The organism is Novosphingobium sp. (genome assembly GCF_032093395.1).
Lineage (GTDB): Bacteria > Pseudomonadota > Alphaproteobacteria > Sphingomonadales > Sphingomonadaceae > Novosphingobium.
Genome location: NZ_DAMDBA010000039.1, coordinates 1 through 14443, shown reverse-complemented (window position 1 = coordinate 14443; position 14443 = coordinate 1). Strand labels below are relative to the sequence as shown.

General features: G+C 66.3%; 12 protein-coding genes. 6 read left to right on the top strand and 6 right to left on the bottom strand.

Annotated features, from left to right (window positions below; genetic code table 11):
* Window positions 1-11 precede the first annotated feature (11 nt).
* Window positions 12-1322 carry an amino acid permease gene (locus RT424_RS13900; RefSeq protein ID WP_313439247.1) on the bottom strand — a complete coding sequence of 437 codons (1311 nt, stop codon included), beginning with the start codon at window positions 1320-1322 and terminating at the stop codon, window positions 12-14.
* Window positions 1323-1417: 95 nt separating this feature from the next.
* Entirely contained in the window at window positions 1418-3172 is a 1755-nt protein-coding gene (locus RT424_RS13895) for a gamma-glutamyltransferase family protein (RefSeq protein ID WP_313439245.1), read from the bottom strand.
* Between the two features lie 140 nt (window positions 3173-3312).
* On the opposite strand from RT424_RS13895, the gene RT424_RS13890 reads away from it, so the two are divergent.
* Genes RT424_RS13890 through RT424_RS13870 form a run of 5 tightly spaced genes read left to right on the top strand, consistent with a single transcriptional unit; the run spans window position 3313 to window position 8417 of the window.
* Window positions 3313-3765 carry a MarR family transcriptional regulator gene (locus tag RT424_RS13890; protein ID WP_313439242.1) on the top strand — a complete coding sequence of 151 codons (453 nt, stop codon included), beginning with the start codon at window positions 3313-3315 and terminating at the stop codon, window positions 3763-3765.
* Window positions 3762-5825: an FUSC family protein gene (locus tag RT424_RS13885; RefSeq protein WP_313439239.1), complete on the top strand. Its 2064-nt coding sequence runs from the start codon at window positions 3762-3764 to the stop codon at window positions 5823-5825. The genes RT424_RS13890 and RT424_RS13885 overlap by 4 nt, the downstream gene beginning before the upstream one ends.
* Window positions 5822-6037 carry a DUF1656 domain-containing protein gene (locus RT424_RS13880; RefSeq protein ID WP_313439235.1) on the top strand — a complete coding sequence of 72 codons (216 nt, stop codon included), beginning with the start codon at window positions 5822-5824 and terminating at the stop codon, window positions 6035-6037. The genes RT424_RS13885 and RT424_RS13880 overlap by 4 nt, the downstream gene beginning before the upstream one ends.
* Window positions 6034-6978, top strand: a complete 945-nt coding sequence (locus RT424_RS13875; RefSeq protein ID WP_313439232.1) for an efflux RND transporter periplasmic adaptor subunit — start codon at window positions 6034-6036, stop codon at window positions 6976-6978. The genes RT424_RS13880 and RT424_RS13875 overlap by 4 nt, the downstream gene beginning before the upstream one ends.
* A gap of 23 nt (window positions 6979-7001) precedes the next feature.
* Entirely contained in the window at window positions 7002-8417 is a 1416-nt protein-coding gene (locus RT424_RS13870) for a TolC family protein (RefSeq protein ID WP_313439325.1), read from the top strand.
* A gap of 3 nt (window positions 8418-8420) precedes the next feature.
* Here RT424_RS13870 and RT424_RS13865 read toward each other — a convergent pair whose 3' ends face one another.
* From RT424_RS13865 to RT424_RS13850, 4 genes are all read right to left on the bottom strand, one after another.
* Window positions 8421-9602 carry a glycosyltransferase gene (locus tag RT424_RS13865; protein WP_313439230.1) on the bottom strand — a complete coding sequence of 394 codons (1182 nt, stop codon included), beginning with the start codon at window positions 9600-9602 and terminating at the stop codon, window positions 8421-8423.
* A gap of 112 nt (window positions 9603-9714) precedes the next feature.
* Entirely contained in the window at window positions 9715-10656 is a 942-nt protein-coding gene (locus RT424_RS13860; protein ID WP_313439227.1) for a hypothetical protein, read from the bottom strand.
* Between the two features lie 23 nt (window positions 10657-10679).
* Window positions 10680-11870, bottom strand: coding sequence for a glycosyltransferase (locus RT424_RS13855; protein WP_313439224.1), 1191 nt, complete (start codon window positions 11868-11870; stop codon window positions 10680-10682).
* Between the two features lie 128 nt (window positions 11871-11998).
* Complete coding sequence (locus RT424_RS13850) at window positions 11999-12778, bottom strand: polysaccharide deacetylase family protein (protein WP_313439221.1); 780 nt, start codon at window positions 12776-12778, stop codon at window positions 11999-12001.
* 256 nt (window positions 12779-13034) lie between these two features.
* On the opposite strand from RT424_RS13850, the gene RT424_RS13845 reads away from it, so the two are divergent.
* On the top strand, window positions 13035-14443 hold a 1409-nt coding region (locus tag RT424_RS13845), incomplete at its 3' end, for a DEAD/DEAH box helicase (RefSeq protein ID WP_313439218.1).

Genomic DNA, 14443 nt, shown 5'->3' with positions numbered 1-14443 from the left:
CTTTTTCGTGGTCAGTCGATCTCGTTGCGCCTTAGCCAGAGCCAGATCGGCAAGCCCAGCGCCATCAGCACGAAGCTCATCCCGCTGGCACCGATGCCGGCACCCCACAATGTCCACACGGCATAGACCGCGCCGATCGCTGCCGGAACCCGCGCTACCCCGAGCTTGAGCGCGGCCAGGGCGCAGGCAAGATAGAGCCAGAGCGTGGAGGAGGTGGAGAGCAGGAGCAGGTATTCGAACAGGGCCTGCATCGTCCGGCTGGCGTTCATCGCCGCGAAGAAGCTGGCGACAACGGCCGAAATCAGCAAGGCCCGCCGCGCCGTCCCGCGCGCGTCGGTCTGTGCGAACCAGTGTGGCAGCAGGCGTCGCGCCGCCATGTCACGCACCATCTCGGCTTCGAGCAAGGTCCAGCCGTTGAGCGCGCCGATGCAGCTGATCACCGCGAAGATGGCCACGAGGGTAGCCACGTCTCCATCCAGGAAATGGGCGACGAACGTGGCGAAAGGCGCGGCGGAGTGCGCGGTCACGTCGCTCGGCAGGAGGAGGGCGATGGCGGAGCACACCAGAAGGTAGAGCCCGCCCGTGAGCGCGGTGCCCCACAGGGTGGCTCGGGCAACGTTCACGGCCGGGTTGCGGACCCTCGCTGCGGCGACGCTGGCGGATTCGAAGCCCAGCAAGGCCCACAGCGTCATCGTTGCCGCACCGTTGACGGCACCGGTATGCACTTGCGTGGGATCGAAGGTCGGAAGCTGCGCCTGCCCGCTCGACAAGACATAGGCAGCCAGCACGATCACCACTACCAGCGGGATGACCTTCAGGGCCAGAGTGACGATCTGGAACCGTCCGGCGGCGCGAGTGCCGCGCAAGTTCACCAGCGTCATCAGCCACAGCAGCACGATCGCGGCGAGGGCGGGCACATGTTCGCCGCGCCCGAGGAACGGCACCATGCTCGACAGGTAGCTGACGGCGGCGACGGCGATGGTGACCACCGATGTCCAGAGCGAGACGAGATAGATCCAGCTGATGAAGAAGCCGACGCGTCTCCCGAAGGCATCGGTTACGAAGCCGGCCGGGCCGCCGTCCGCGGGCCGCTCATGCGTGAGCCGACTCAGGACATAGGCGAGGATCAGGGCGCCGGCGATGGTGGCGACCCAGCCGATCACCCCGTTCCAGCCGAATGGCGCGAGGCTGGCCGGCAGCAGGAACACGCCGGAACCGATCATGTTGCCCATCACCAGCGCGATCGCGGCCATGAGGCCAAGGCTGCCTGTCGCCGTCCTGATGCCGGGATCTTCGTCTTGCCCGTCCTGATCGCCTGCCATGTCGTCTCCCTTGATGAGGGCAGTGGGATTGAAGGCAGCGGCCCCTAGGCGATGATTATGCGATTTTCAACGTGAAGAAAGCGGCCTTTCCGCGCTCAGAACCCGCGCGCGACGCCTTCGCGACGGGGGTCGGCGCCGCCGACATACCCCTTGGGCGTGGCGACGATCGCCTGAAGACCGGATTCTTCGCCCCTGGCGGTGGAGAGCGGCATGTTCCTTGCGGCAAGCCCGTCCATGATCGGCTGGGGGAACCTGTCGGCACTGTAGCTATCTCCCCTGGCGACCAGATTGGGCAGCGAGACGGCCTGCTGCGGCGTCATCTTCCAGTCGAGCAGGGCGACCAGCACCTTGAGGTTGTACGCTTGGATGGCCGAGCCTCCAGGCGAACCGGCAGCCGCCACGAAGCTGCGCTGCGGCGTCAGCACGATGGCCGGGGCCATGCTCGATCGCGGACGCTTGCCGGGGGCCACGGCATTGGCGGCCTTTGCGCCATCCTCGTCCCTGGGGCTGAACGAGAAGTCGGTAAGCTGGTTGTTGAGGAAGAAGCCGCCCACCATGCGGCCGGAACCGAAGATGCTCTCGACCGTGGTGGTCATGGAAACGACATTGCCCTGTGCATCGACGATGACGATGTGACTGGTGCCGCCGGGCTCTTCCGTGGCATCCGGCCCGACTTTGGGCGCGCCGCTGGGCATTCCGAACGTTACCGGGCCTGCCTTTTCCCCGATCTCGGCGGCCCGGCCTTTGAGGTAGGCCGGATCGAGCAATCCCGTGATCGGCACTTGCACGAAGGCGGGATCGCCCACGTAACGGTCGCGATCGGCGTAAGCTAGGCGGCTGGCCTGGGCGAAAGTGAACCATGCTTTCTCGTCCGAGGCATCACGCTTGCCGATATCGGTATGTTCGAGCACGCCGAGCGCGATTTGTACGCCGGGGCCGCCCGAAGGCGCCTGCGGCGTGCAGACGAGATAGATGCGGTAGGGCTGGCAAAGCGCCGGGCCGGAATGCGGCCGATAGTTCGCCATGTCGGCCAGCGTCAGGGTGCTGGGGCGCGGGCCTTCGTGCACGCGGTCCACGATCTGCTGGGCGAGCGGGCCGGTCAGCAGGCCCGAGGCACCGTATCGGGCAATTCGCTCCAGCGACTGGGCATAGTTCGCGTTCTTCAGTCGATCGCCCGCGACGTAGCGCGTCCCGTCGGGTTTGGTGAAATAGCGGCGGGCATCGGGCGCGGCGGCCTGGGGTGCCTTGCTCGCGATCATGCCGGCTAGGCGCGGGCTGACGATGAAGCCGTCCCTGGCCAGCAGATGCGCCTCGTCGAACAGGCTGGCCCAGGGCAGCTTGCCGTGATCGCGGTGCGCCATGTCCAGCATGGCAATCGCACCGGGGACGCCGGTGGAGATACCTCCGAGCACGGCTTCGGCGAAAGGCAGGCGTTTGCCGTCGTCATCCAGGAACAGGCTTCCGGTGGCGCCCGATGGCGCAACTTCGCGACCGTCATAGGCCGTCGTCTTGCGACTGGCCGCGTCGTAGTAGACCATGAAGGCGCCGCCGCCGATGCCGGAGCTTTGGGGCTCCACAAGCCCCAGCACGGCCTGGATGGCCACGGCTGCGTCCACGGCAGAGCCTCCGGCTTTCAGCACGTCCACACCGGCCTTCACCGCCAGGGGATTGGCCGCTGCGACCATGGCGTGACGGGCGGATGCCGACTGCTCGACCCGCTCGGGCTTAGTCGGGGCTGTCGTTTCGGCCGTTTGCCTGGCCAGGACCGGGCTGGCTGCAAGCGCAACGGCAGACAGGCCGAGAGCGAGGATCGATCGGCGCAAGGGCATTCTCTGGAAAAGGACAGACATGCGCGGGGCTTAGCGACCTCCATCGCGTCGCGCCACCATCGTATCGCAGGGTGCCACATTGCAATAAGTGCAAGGGCAATGCGATAATATCCAAGCGAGCCGATCTTGCGCGGATTAGTTAGCACGCTAATTACCATGGCATGCAAGATCGACAATCGAGCGAGAAGGCTCTGGCCGCAAGGTTGGGGCCGGTTTCGCGTTCATGGCAACAACTGGCCGATTCGGCGCTTTCCTCGCTCGGGGTTTCCAACTCCTCGGGATGGGCGCTGGTGCACCTGTTGCGGCTGGGCGACGATGTTCGGCAGGGCGACCTTGCACGCGCGATCAACGTCACCGAACCCTCGCTGGTACGTACGCTTCATCTGCTAGAAGACGCCGGCCTTGTGGAACGCGTGGCCGACGATAGTGATCGCCGGGCCAAGAACCTGCGGCTCACGGCAGAAGGCGTCACTGCCGCGCGGCGCATCGACAAGCGATTGATCGAGTTGCGCGCGAGCCTGCTCGATGGCATTCCCACTGAAGATGTCGAGACTGTCGTGCGGGTGCTCGATCGCATCGCGGCACGCATTGCGGAAAGCGCCGCCCGGCAATGACGAAGCGTTTCGGACTGGACGCCGCGCTGTTCTCCGTGAAGGCCTATCTGGCCTCGATGCTGGCCATCTACATCGCCCTCTCGATCGGCCTGGAGCGGCCTTACTGGGCTTTCCTGACGTCCTACATCGTTGCTCAGCCGCTGGCGGCCACGGTCGTGTCCAAGGCCATGTTCCGCGTGGTGGGCACTCTCGTCGGCGCGGCCATGGCGGTCGTCCTGGTGCCGAACCTCGTGCAGAAGCCGGAACTGCTGGTCCTTGGCATCGGCGCCTGGCTGGCGCTTTGCGTCTTCGTTTCGTTGCTGGATCGCACGCCGCGTTCCTACGCCTTCGTATTGGCGGGCTATACGGCGGTGCTCATCGTCCTTCCCACCGTCGATGTGCCCGACACGATCTTCACCGTAGCCGCCCTGCGCGTGCAGGAGATCACGATCGGCATTCTTTGCGGCAGCTTCGTTCATGCGCTGGTGCTGCCGCAGTCCGTGTCGGCCTTCATGTTGCAGCGGGTCTCCAACATCCTTGCCGATGCCGAGCGCTGGTCGCGCGATTCGCTGCAGCTCGAAGCGGTTCCAGCCATCGACAAGGAACGCCAGCGTCTCGCGCTCGACGTTACCGAATTGCACCAGCTGTCGATCCACCTTCCTTACGAGAGCACCAGGATCGCACCGCGCATCCGCACCGTGCGCGCGTTGCAGGATCAGCTCTCGCTCATAATGCCGCTGGGCGCTGCGGTGACCGACCGCATAGCACAGCTTCACGCCGCCGGTGCCGTCTCCCAGGACGTCGAGACGCTGCTTGCGGATACCCGCGCGTGGTTCAGCCGACTGGACAAGCTCTCGCTGGCAGAGCGCGAGGAGACCGCCATAGCCTTGCAGGAGCGCAGCCGCGCGCTGGAGCCGCAGGTCGGGCCGGAGGTCTCCTGGAACGACCTTATCCTTCTCAGTCTGCTGTCGCGTCTTTCCGCCCTGGTGGATGCCCATCGGGATTGCCGGATACTGGCCGAGCAGCTTGCTACGCCCAGCACGAAGCCCGTCAGCCCGCGCGCCGCAAAGCTGGTTGAGGGGCGGCGCGGCAGGGAGCTGCATGTCGATGTCGGCGGCGCCACGCGGGGCGCGATCGGGGCCTTCCTCACCATCGTTCTCGGCTGTGCGCTATGGATCGGGTCCGGCTGGCACGAGGGCGCGACGGCGATCATGCTGGCGGGGGTCTTCACCGCGCTTTTCGCGGCCGCGCCCGACCCGCTGGCACCGTTGCGCTCCTTCTTTGCAGGCACGCTCCTCGCCACCCTGATCGGGTTGCTTTACGGCTTCGTGCTCATGCCCCGGCTCGCCGGTTTCGGTCAGTACGCCGCCGCCATGGCGCCGATGCTGCTCATGCTGGGCGCGCTAATGCAGTCTCCGCGCTGGAGCGGAATCGCCTTGCCGATGCTGCTGGGCCTCGGCTCGCCGGTGCTTGTATCCGATCGCTACATCGGTGGCTTCGCCGGCTTCGTGAACGGCGCGTTCGCGCAGCTTGTCGGCATTCTTTTCGCGATCATCGTCATCCGCCTGCTCAATTCCACCGGAACGCATGCCGCGATACGCCGTACCGTCCGCGCCGGCTGGGCCGACATCGCCGAGCGCGCCAACCTCATGAGCCCGCCCGACGTGCGTGCGTGGATCAACCGCATGCTGGACCGCATCGCGTTGCTGGCGCCGCGGCTCGCCATGGCGGGCCGTTCGCCCGGCGCGCCGCTCTACGACGCGCTTCGCGACTTGCGTACCGGCATCGCCATCGGCGAACTGCGCGAGCTACGCCTTGCCATGCCGCCCTCCAGGCGTGGGCCGTTGACCGAAGTTCTCCAGAAAGTGGGCGAGTATTACCGGAGCCTCGATCCCGACCGGCCCGCATCCGCAGATCCCATCCTGCTTGAGGATATCGACATTGCCATGACCGCCGTCCTGAATGACGAAAACCCGCAGCTCAGCCGTGCGGGGGCGCTGGGGCTGGTCAGCCTGCGCCGCAACCTCTTTCCCGCCGCCAGCCCCGCCCGGCAGGCGAAGACGATCGAGGTGCCGGCATGAGGGGGGAAGTCTCTTTCGACGGGGTGTTCCTCCCCACGCTGCTTGTCCTGGCCGTGATCGCCTCGGTCATCACCCTGGTGCTGATGCGCATTGCCAACGTCATCGGTTTCTACCGCCTTTTCGCCTATCGGGCGATGGTGGACCTCTGCCTCTACATCCTCGTGCTCGGGCTTCTCGTCTGGGCCTCTCCCTTGATCGGTTTCCGCCAATGAAGCGCTTTCTTGCCCGCGTCGCCCCCAGCCTTGCCACCACCGTGCTGGTCATCATCGCCGCCATCATCGCGATCTGGCTATGGCGTCACTACGAGGACAGCCCCTGGACCCGCGACGGCCGCGTCCGCGCCGATGTCGTGCGCGTCACGCCGGACATCGGCGGTCTGGTCACCTCGGTGGAGGTGAAGGACAACCAGGTGGTCAAGGCCGGCGACCTGCTCTTCGTGATCGACCGTCCGCGCTATTCGCTGGCGGTGGAGCAGGCACAGGCCGCCGTCGCCAGCGCGCAGGCGCGACTGGGGCAGGCGCAGCGCGAGGCCAAGCGCGACCTGGCGCTGGGAGACCTGGTGGCGACCGAAACCCACGAGCAGAACGTGGCCGCCGTCGCCACCGCGCGCGCTGCGCTGGACCAAGCGCTGAGCGCGCTGGACAAGGCCAAGCTCGATCTTGCGCGCACCAACGTCCACGCATCGGTCAACGGAACGGTCACCAACCTCGACCTGCATCCGGGCGACTACGTGGCGCCGGGCAATCAGGCCATGGCCCTGATCGACAGCGATTCCATCCGTATCGAGGGCTACTTCGAGGAGACCAAGCTGGCCAACATCCATGTCGGCTCGCCGGTCACGGTCGTGTTGATGGGCGAGGACCGTCCGCTCAAGGGCGTGGTGGAGAGCATCGCGGCAGGCATCAACGACACCACCCGGAGCGATTCGCGTAACCTCCTGCCGAGCGTGGACGCGACCTTCACCTGGGTCCGTCTCGCCCAGCGCATCCCGGTGCGGGTGCGCCTGACCGAAGTACCCGACGACGTGAGCCTGATCTCCGGCCGCACCGCGACCGTGACCATTGAACAACCGGGCGAAGCGGGGCGCAAAAGTGCAAGGCAGGTCCGGCGCGCGCAGCCCCAGCCGGCTGCTTCGGCGGAGGCAGCCCAGTGACTTGGCCAGTGACTTGGCCAGTGATCCGTCACGGAGCTTCCCTCGTTGCACTCGCGCTGTTGGCCGGTTGCGCCACGGCCGGCCCGGACTACGCGCCGCCGGAGCACTCCGTGGCCACGACCCCCGGAGCCAACGGCGCGTTCCTGTCCGGGCAGGGGCCTGCGTTCGCCCAGGCCGAACTGCCGGATCGTTGGTGGCGGCTCTACGACGATCCGCAGTTGGACGGGCTGGTCGAACAGGCGCTGGCGGCGAACGCGAACATTCGCGCTGCCGATGCCAACTTGCGCAAGGCCGATGCAATCCTTCGCGAGACGACCGGACAAAGGGCTCTCAACACCACGATCGGTGCCAAGGGCAACCTCGAACGAGACTATTCCACCCCCTCCGCCGGGACCAACTTGCCCGGTGTGCTGACGTACAATCTCGGGCTGACGCTATCCTATCCACTTGATCTCAACGGCAAGATCAAGCGCGCCATCGAAAGCAGCCTGGCCGACCGTGAGGCCGTGGAAGCGGCGCGCGACGCCGTGCGGATCAGCGTCGCGGCGGCAACGACCAAGGCCTATGCCGACGTCTGCGCCGCGAACTACCAGATCGCGACGGTGCAGCGGGTCGTCACGCTGCAACAGCAGACTCTCGATGCTACGGTTCGCCTGCAACGCGGCGGTCGCGGCACGGCTTTCGACGTGAGCCGGGCGCGCACCGCCGTGGAGAGCAGTAAGGCCAATCTTCCGGCTTTCCATGCCAAGCGGCAGACCGCGCTCTATCTGCTGGCCACCCTGCTCGGCAAGGCGCCTGCGGAGTATCCACGCGAAGTCGAGACATGCGCGACGCTTCCGCGCCTGTCGCAGCCCATGCCGATCGGGGACGGCGCCGCGTTGATCCGCCGTCGTCCGGATATTCGCCAGGCCGAACGCACGATTGCGGGCGACACGGCCCGTATCGGCGTGGCAACGGCGGATCTCTACCCAACCGTCAGCATCGGCGGCGGCATCATCAACGACGGCAAGCTGGAGAACTTCGGCAAGACGCATAGCTTCGGGTTCAGCCTGGGACCGTTGCTGAGCTGGTCGTTCCCGAACCGACCCATCGTGCGGGCACGGATCGATGCCGCGAACGCGCAAGTGGAGGCCGACCTCGCGCGGTTCGACCAGACCGTGCTGGACGCCTTGCGCGGCACCGAAACTGCGCTGGAGACTTATGCGCGCGATACCGACCGGGCGGTCGCGCTCGAAAGCGCAAGCGATAGCGCCGGGCTGTCGGCGCAGCAGGCGGGCAAGCTGTTCCGCTTCGGACGCAGCGACTTCCTGAACCTGCTGAGCGCACAGGGCGCGCTGGCCACCGCGCAAGTGAACCATGCGGCTGCCCAGGCCGCGCTGGTGGATGATCAGATCGCGGTGTTCCTGGCGCTTGGTGGCGGCTGGCAGAAGGCCGAGTAAGACTCAGGCCGCCTGACGCCGCCTGTCGAGGCAGGCGGCGTAGGCTGCGAAGAGTTCGTGGAAGTGCTCGTCCATCGTCCGGGCTGTTGCGCGCGGGCGTGAACGTGAACGTGAACGTGAACGTGAACGGGGGCGCTCGCGCACCACGTCGAGTATCGCCCGGGCCGCCGCATTGCTGTCGGCCGCCGCATAGGTTCTTCCCGCGCCCCCGGCGGCGTGGTCCGCCGCGCCGCCTGCGTCCGGGACCACGACGGGGATGCCGCTTGCCCGCGCTTCGGCGGCAGTCATGCAGAAGGTCTCGGCCTCGCAGCCGTGAACCAGCGCATCGGCGCTCGCCATGATCCGGGCGAAGTGGGCGCGATCGCGTTCCGGCGCGAACAGGCGGACATGGGGATTGCCGGCGATATGGCGCAGGATCGTGCGCCGTTCGCGTCCTTCGCCCAACATGACCAGCCCGATCGGGCTCTGTTGACTGGCCAGATTCACTGCGTCGATCACCAGTGGCCAGCGCTTCTCGGACGCGAGACGACCGACGCCGAGCAGCAGGGCGGCGCTTTCCGGCAACCCGCAGTCCGCCAGCAGGCGCGCCCGCAGCGCCGGATCGCGATGCCCGGGCGAGAAGCAGCCCCGCTCGACCCCCATCGGGATCGTCACGACATGAGAGACGCCGCCCTCGGTCAGGCGCCGAGAAAGGTCGCGGTTGGCGCAGACGACATGATCGAACTTGCGGCTGTGGCGCCGCAAGTGTTCCCAGAATATCGAGAATTGCCGGTCGATCGTCTGGCGCGAGAAGATATTGCCCAACCAGCGGTAGGCATAGGCGGAGAGTGGATCGGCATGCATGACCAGGCTGCGCGGCGCCGATCCCGCCCAGTCCGCCACCAGCCCGGCGCTGCGCCAGGGCGAGGTCGCCTCCACGAAATCCGGCGCTTCGGCATCGAGCGCCGCATGGAGTTGCCGGCTTTCCGCGAAGTAGCCGTACTTGCGGTCCAGCGGAAAACGCGGGCTTTTTATCGTGACGATCCTTGCGCCGGGGCCGCGCTCGATGACGGTATCCTCGTCTCCGGGGGCGAGGACGACGATCTCGTGTCCAAGCAAGGGGCCGATGCGTAGCTTCTGCTCCACATAAGTACGCACCCCGCCGCCCTGGGGCGAGTAGAAAGCGCAGACATCGACGATCTTCATGTGGGTCAGGAACCTTGCCTTCGCAGCGCCACGCCGAGGCTGTTGCGATAGTTCGGGACGATGCGGAGGGGCGTCAGCGTCGCCGCCAGCAACGGGATGATCGAGGATAGGCTCACGCCGGTTGCTCCGGAACGGTGAGATCGCGGATGGCCAGCAGGCCGCCGAGCAGCAGATGCGCCGCCAGGATCAGTCCGGCCATCAGCGTCATCAGCGCGCCGATGTCCTGTTCGTGGCCCAGGGCCAGCACGGCGACGCCGGCGAAGAGCAAGTCCTTGTTCGGGATCAGCGGCAGGCGCGACACCAGCAGGCGCAGCGTCGCGAGGAACAGCCACAAGGACAATTGCACCTCGGGCAGGGCCAGATGCCAGAGCAGAGCGTTGAACAGGGTGGTCAGCGCGATGCGGCCGAGATGCACCTGGGCGATCATAGACAACTCCGCACGCGGCAGAGTGAAGACCCGGCGGCGAAAGAGCATGGCCACTGCGGACAACAGGACCATTACGCCCAGCGAGAGCGTGATCATACGCGTATCGAAGGCGCCCTGGCCGAGACCGAGCCGCGCGGTGCCGACGAAAGGCACCATGACCGCGAGCAGGGCGATCGTCACTCCGTTGCCGGTCATCGCGGAAAGGATCGCCACGTCCTTCACCGCGCCGAAGGGGGCGGCATCGAGCGAGACGCGGCGGCGGGCCCAGGTGTAGAAATAGGCCTCGCCAAGATAGCCGAGGAGAAGCTCGTTGTAGACCTTCTTGCGCAGCAGGGCGATCAGGCCAGCTGCGGGAATGCCCCAGAGGCGGCGGAATATCAGCCACTCGCTGGCAGGGGTGATCAGGTAGCTCGCCGCGAAGACGGCCCAGAACGCCGGGTTGGCCGGGATCATGGCGGACAGATGCCGCATGTCGAGCCCGTCCATTTCGTGGAACACGACCGCGATCACCGCGAGGGAGAGGGCGATCGAAAACAGCGCATTTCGGCCCAGCCGCGGATTGCGATCCTGGGGAGTCAACTGGATCGTCCGACTTTCGGGCGCCAGGGCGGCAGCGGTTTCTGTCACGAAGGTCTCCGCTTGGGGATGTCTCAAAGCGATCGCTGCCAGGGCGAGTGGGGCGCCCATGTACTCAGGCCCAGCCGCCGGCGACGCAGGCTTTCCCGCTCGCGGTACAGTTGCGCCATCATATCCAGATAGCGGTGCGCCGCGCCTTCGACTTCGTAGCGAGACGCGACGGCGCGGGCTCGCTGCGCGTCTCCGGCAAGATCGCGAATACGCTCCAGGCCTTCGGCGAACGCCCGTTCGTCGCCCGTCGGTACGAGCAGGCCGGTGCGCCCATTCTCGATCAGGCATTTCATGCTCACGCAGCAGTCGGTCGAGAGGACCGGCAGGCCGGCGGCAAGCGCCTCGACGACGACGCCGGGGAGGCCCTCGTAGTCAGAGCTCAGCAGGAAGACGTCCGCCTCGGCCATCAAGGGGTCGATGCTGGCGACATGGCCGACCAGGCGCACGCGATCCGATATGCCGAGTTCGCTCGCCAACCGCGCGATGGGGGCGCGTTGCGGGCCTTCACCGGCGATCGTAAGGCTGTCCGATGGTCGGGCGGAGCGGGCGAATGCACGCAGCAGCAGGGCATGGTTCTTCTGCGGGACGAGACGACCGGCCGTGAGATAGCGCGTCCCCCATACCGATGCTGTTCGGGGCTGGTGCTTCGCCAGCTTGCGCAGCCGTGCGCGCGAGAGGATCGGATTGGAGATCACCTCGACGCGGCACGCCTCCATGCGCGTGGTGTCGCGGATCTCCCGGCTCATCGGCTCGGAAAGGGCGACCAGCCGATCGAACAGCCGGCCCTGGGCGCGCAACCAGAGTGCATATCCCGCCCGCACCGGCGCTGCCATGTCCGGGCGGTGGAGGGCGTTGCTGACTTTCAGCGCCATTGGCGGAGCATGATCGCCCAGCAGCAGCTTCATCGCCGCGCCCACTACGGCATACGTGTTTCCGGGCAGGAACACTACGTCGGCGCGATGTGCGACCAGGTAGCTGTAGAGGCAGTAGACCATCCACGGCGTTTCCCAGGATGCCGTGGGAATACGCGATGGCACCTGCCAGTAATTCAAGGGCGGCGCGCTGGCGAGATGGTTGCAGCCCGAACGGCCGAGCACGATCGTCACCTCGTGGCCGGCATCGACCCAGCGCGAGGCGAGGCCCAGGGCGACGCGCTCGACGCCACCCGGATCGAGGCTGTGGATGGGAACCACGATCCTGAGCTTGTCCGTCATACGACCCCTCTTATGACCTTGCGCGACATGATCTCGTTGTCGGGAAGGGCTCGTATGGGGGCTAGATGTCGGGTCTGTGACGCTGCGGGGCCTCGTCATGGAGCGGACGCGAAAGCTCTAGAAAAGAGTCACTGTTCCGCCATGGAATCGCATAAATCCTGATATTTCGACGGAGTATGGGTGGCCGCGAAGCGCTTCAAAGTCGTATCGATGCTGGCTATGAGCGATTTTTTCGTCACATCGCCTGGATGCACCGCGACGCGCACCGTCTCCATCATGGGCAGGACGCGGCGAGCGAGGGCGGCGAAAGCAAGCGAGGATGCAGTACGGGCGGTGGAGCGACTCGCCCAGGTGATCACCGGTCCCTTTGCGAGAGTCGCGTCGCTTTTGGCCGACCACACACGCCAGTGATCCTCGACGATCGGCAAGCCGGCCTTGCGCAAGGCCGCGCGCGCCCCGTCTCCATAGAGCCAGGCAGGCGCGACGAAACCGGCGGCGGGGCGGCCGATTACGTCTTCCAACAGCGCCTTGCCATCCAGCATGCGGGATAGCGCGGTCGCTTCGTCGAGACCGAGGAATTCTCCTTCGCCGGCGGTCATGTGCCGGGCCTTTAACCGTGCCGCGCCCCGGTGCTGCCCGCCGCCATTCTCGGAATCGTCCTTGTGGAACCAGCCGTGGACGAACATTTCGATGCCGGAATCGGCCCAGCTTCTGAGGCGTGCCTGGAAAAGCCTGTCTTGCGACAAGGGATGCCGCCCCCAATGGTCGGGCACCACCAGCATGGCGAAGCGCGGCCCGCCAAGCCGCCGTTCCAGCAGTTCGGCCAATCGCAGCACTGCCGCTTCGGATCCCGGTCCCACGTCATGAATGGAGGCAAGCAGGTGCTTGGGACTCGCTATTCCCGTCATGATATGTCAAAGCCATCCACACGAGCGCGCCTGGGCTTCGCTCATGAAAATCGTGTGACAAACAGACGGAATTGCGCGTCTGCGACCGAATATTTGTCTGTCGCGCAAGGCCATTGTTGCCTTTTATGAAATTGGTGCGCGCCAAACCGGACTTTTTTGTCTATGGAGCGCCTCAACCAGGGCCCGTTGGGTCGCACACTTCGCACAGGCCCGCCCTTACAGACCGCGACGGCGGCATAGGACAGATTCGAAACGCATGACTTTTTCCCAGCTCCCCCAACCTCTTGCCGACGCGCTTACGGCGCATGGTTATGAGAACCTGACCCCGGTGCAGGCCGCCGTCGCCGAAGCCGAGGCGCGTGGGCGCGACCTGGTGGTGTCGGCACAGACCGGCTCGGGCAAGACCGTCGCCTTCGGCATCGCCATGAGCGACGAACTTCTGGCAGACGGCTCCATCCCCTATGCCGAGGCGCCGTTGGCGCTGGCGATCGCGCCAACCCGTGAACTGGCGCAGCAGGTGAGCCGCGAACTGGAATGGCTCTACGCCTCGACCGGCGCGCGCATCGTCACCTGCGTCGGCGGCATGGACCCGGTGCGTGAGCGCAAGGCGCTGGAACGCGGCGCCACGATCGTGGTCGGAACGCCGGGCCGCCTTCGCGACCATCTCGAACGCGGCAAGCTTGACCTCTCGTCCTTGCGCGTCGTCGTGCTCGACGAAGCGGACGAGATGCTTGACATGGGCTTCCGCGAAGACCTGGAAGAGATGCTCGATGCGATGCCGGAAAGCCGCCGCACGCTGCTGTTCTCGGCCACCATGCCCCGCCCGATCGAAGCACTTGCCCGTCGCTATCAGAAAGATGCGCTGCGCATTTCGACCGTCAGCGAAAACCGCGGTCACGGCGACATCACCTACCAGGCGGTCACCGTCGCTCCGGCGGATGTCGAGAACGCGGTGGTCAACCTGCTCCGCCTGCACGACGCAGAAACCGCGATCCTGTTCTGCGCCACGCGCGACAACGTGAAGCACCTGCATTCGACGCTGACGGAGCGCGGCTTCTCCGCCGTGGCGCTTTCGGGCGAGCACTCGCAGAACGAGCGCAACAACGCGTTGCAGGCGCTGCGCGACAAGCGCGCCCGCGTTTGCGTGGCCACCGACGTGGCAGCGCGCGGCATCGACCTTCCTTCGTTGACGCTCGTCGTCCACGTCGAGATTCCCCGCGATGCGGAAACGCTTCAGCACCGTTCGGGCCGTACCGGCCGCGCCGGCAAGAAGGGCACTGCCGTGCTCATCGTACCGTTCCCGCGCCGTCGCCGCGTCGAAGGCATGCTGCGCGGCGCGCGCATCGAAGCCGAGTGGATTGCCGCGCCGACGCCGGAAGTCATCCGCGCCGCCGACCGTGGCCGCCTGATGGAAAAGCTGCTGGCGCCGGTCGAGGCCGACGAGGAAGATCGCGAGATCGCCCGCGAAATCCTGGACAAGGTCAGTGCCGAGGATCTCGCCGCCGCACTGGTCCGCGCGCACCGCGCCGCCATGCCACAGCCCGAGGAACTCATCGGCAACAGCCCGGAAGCCCGCGAAGCGCGCCAGCGTCCCGGTTTCGACGACGTGGTGTGGTTCACCATGGATATCGGCCGCCAGCAGAATGCCGATCCGCGCTGGATCCA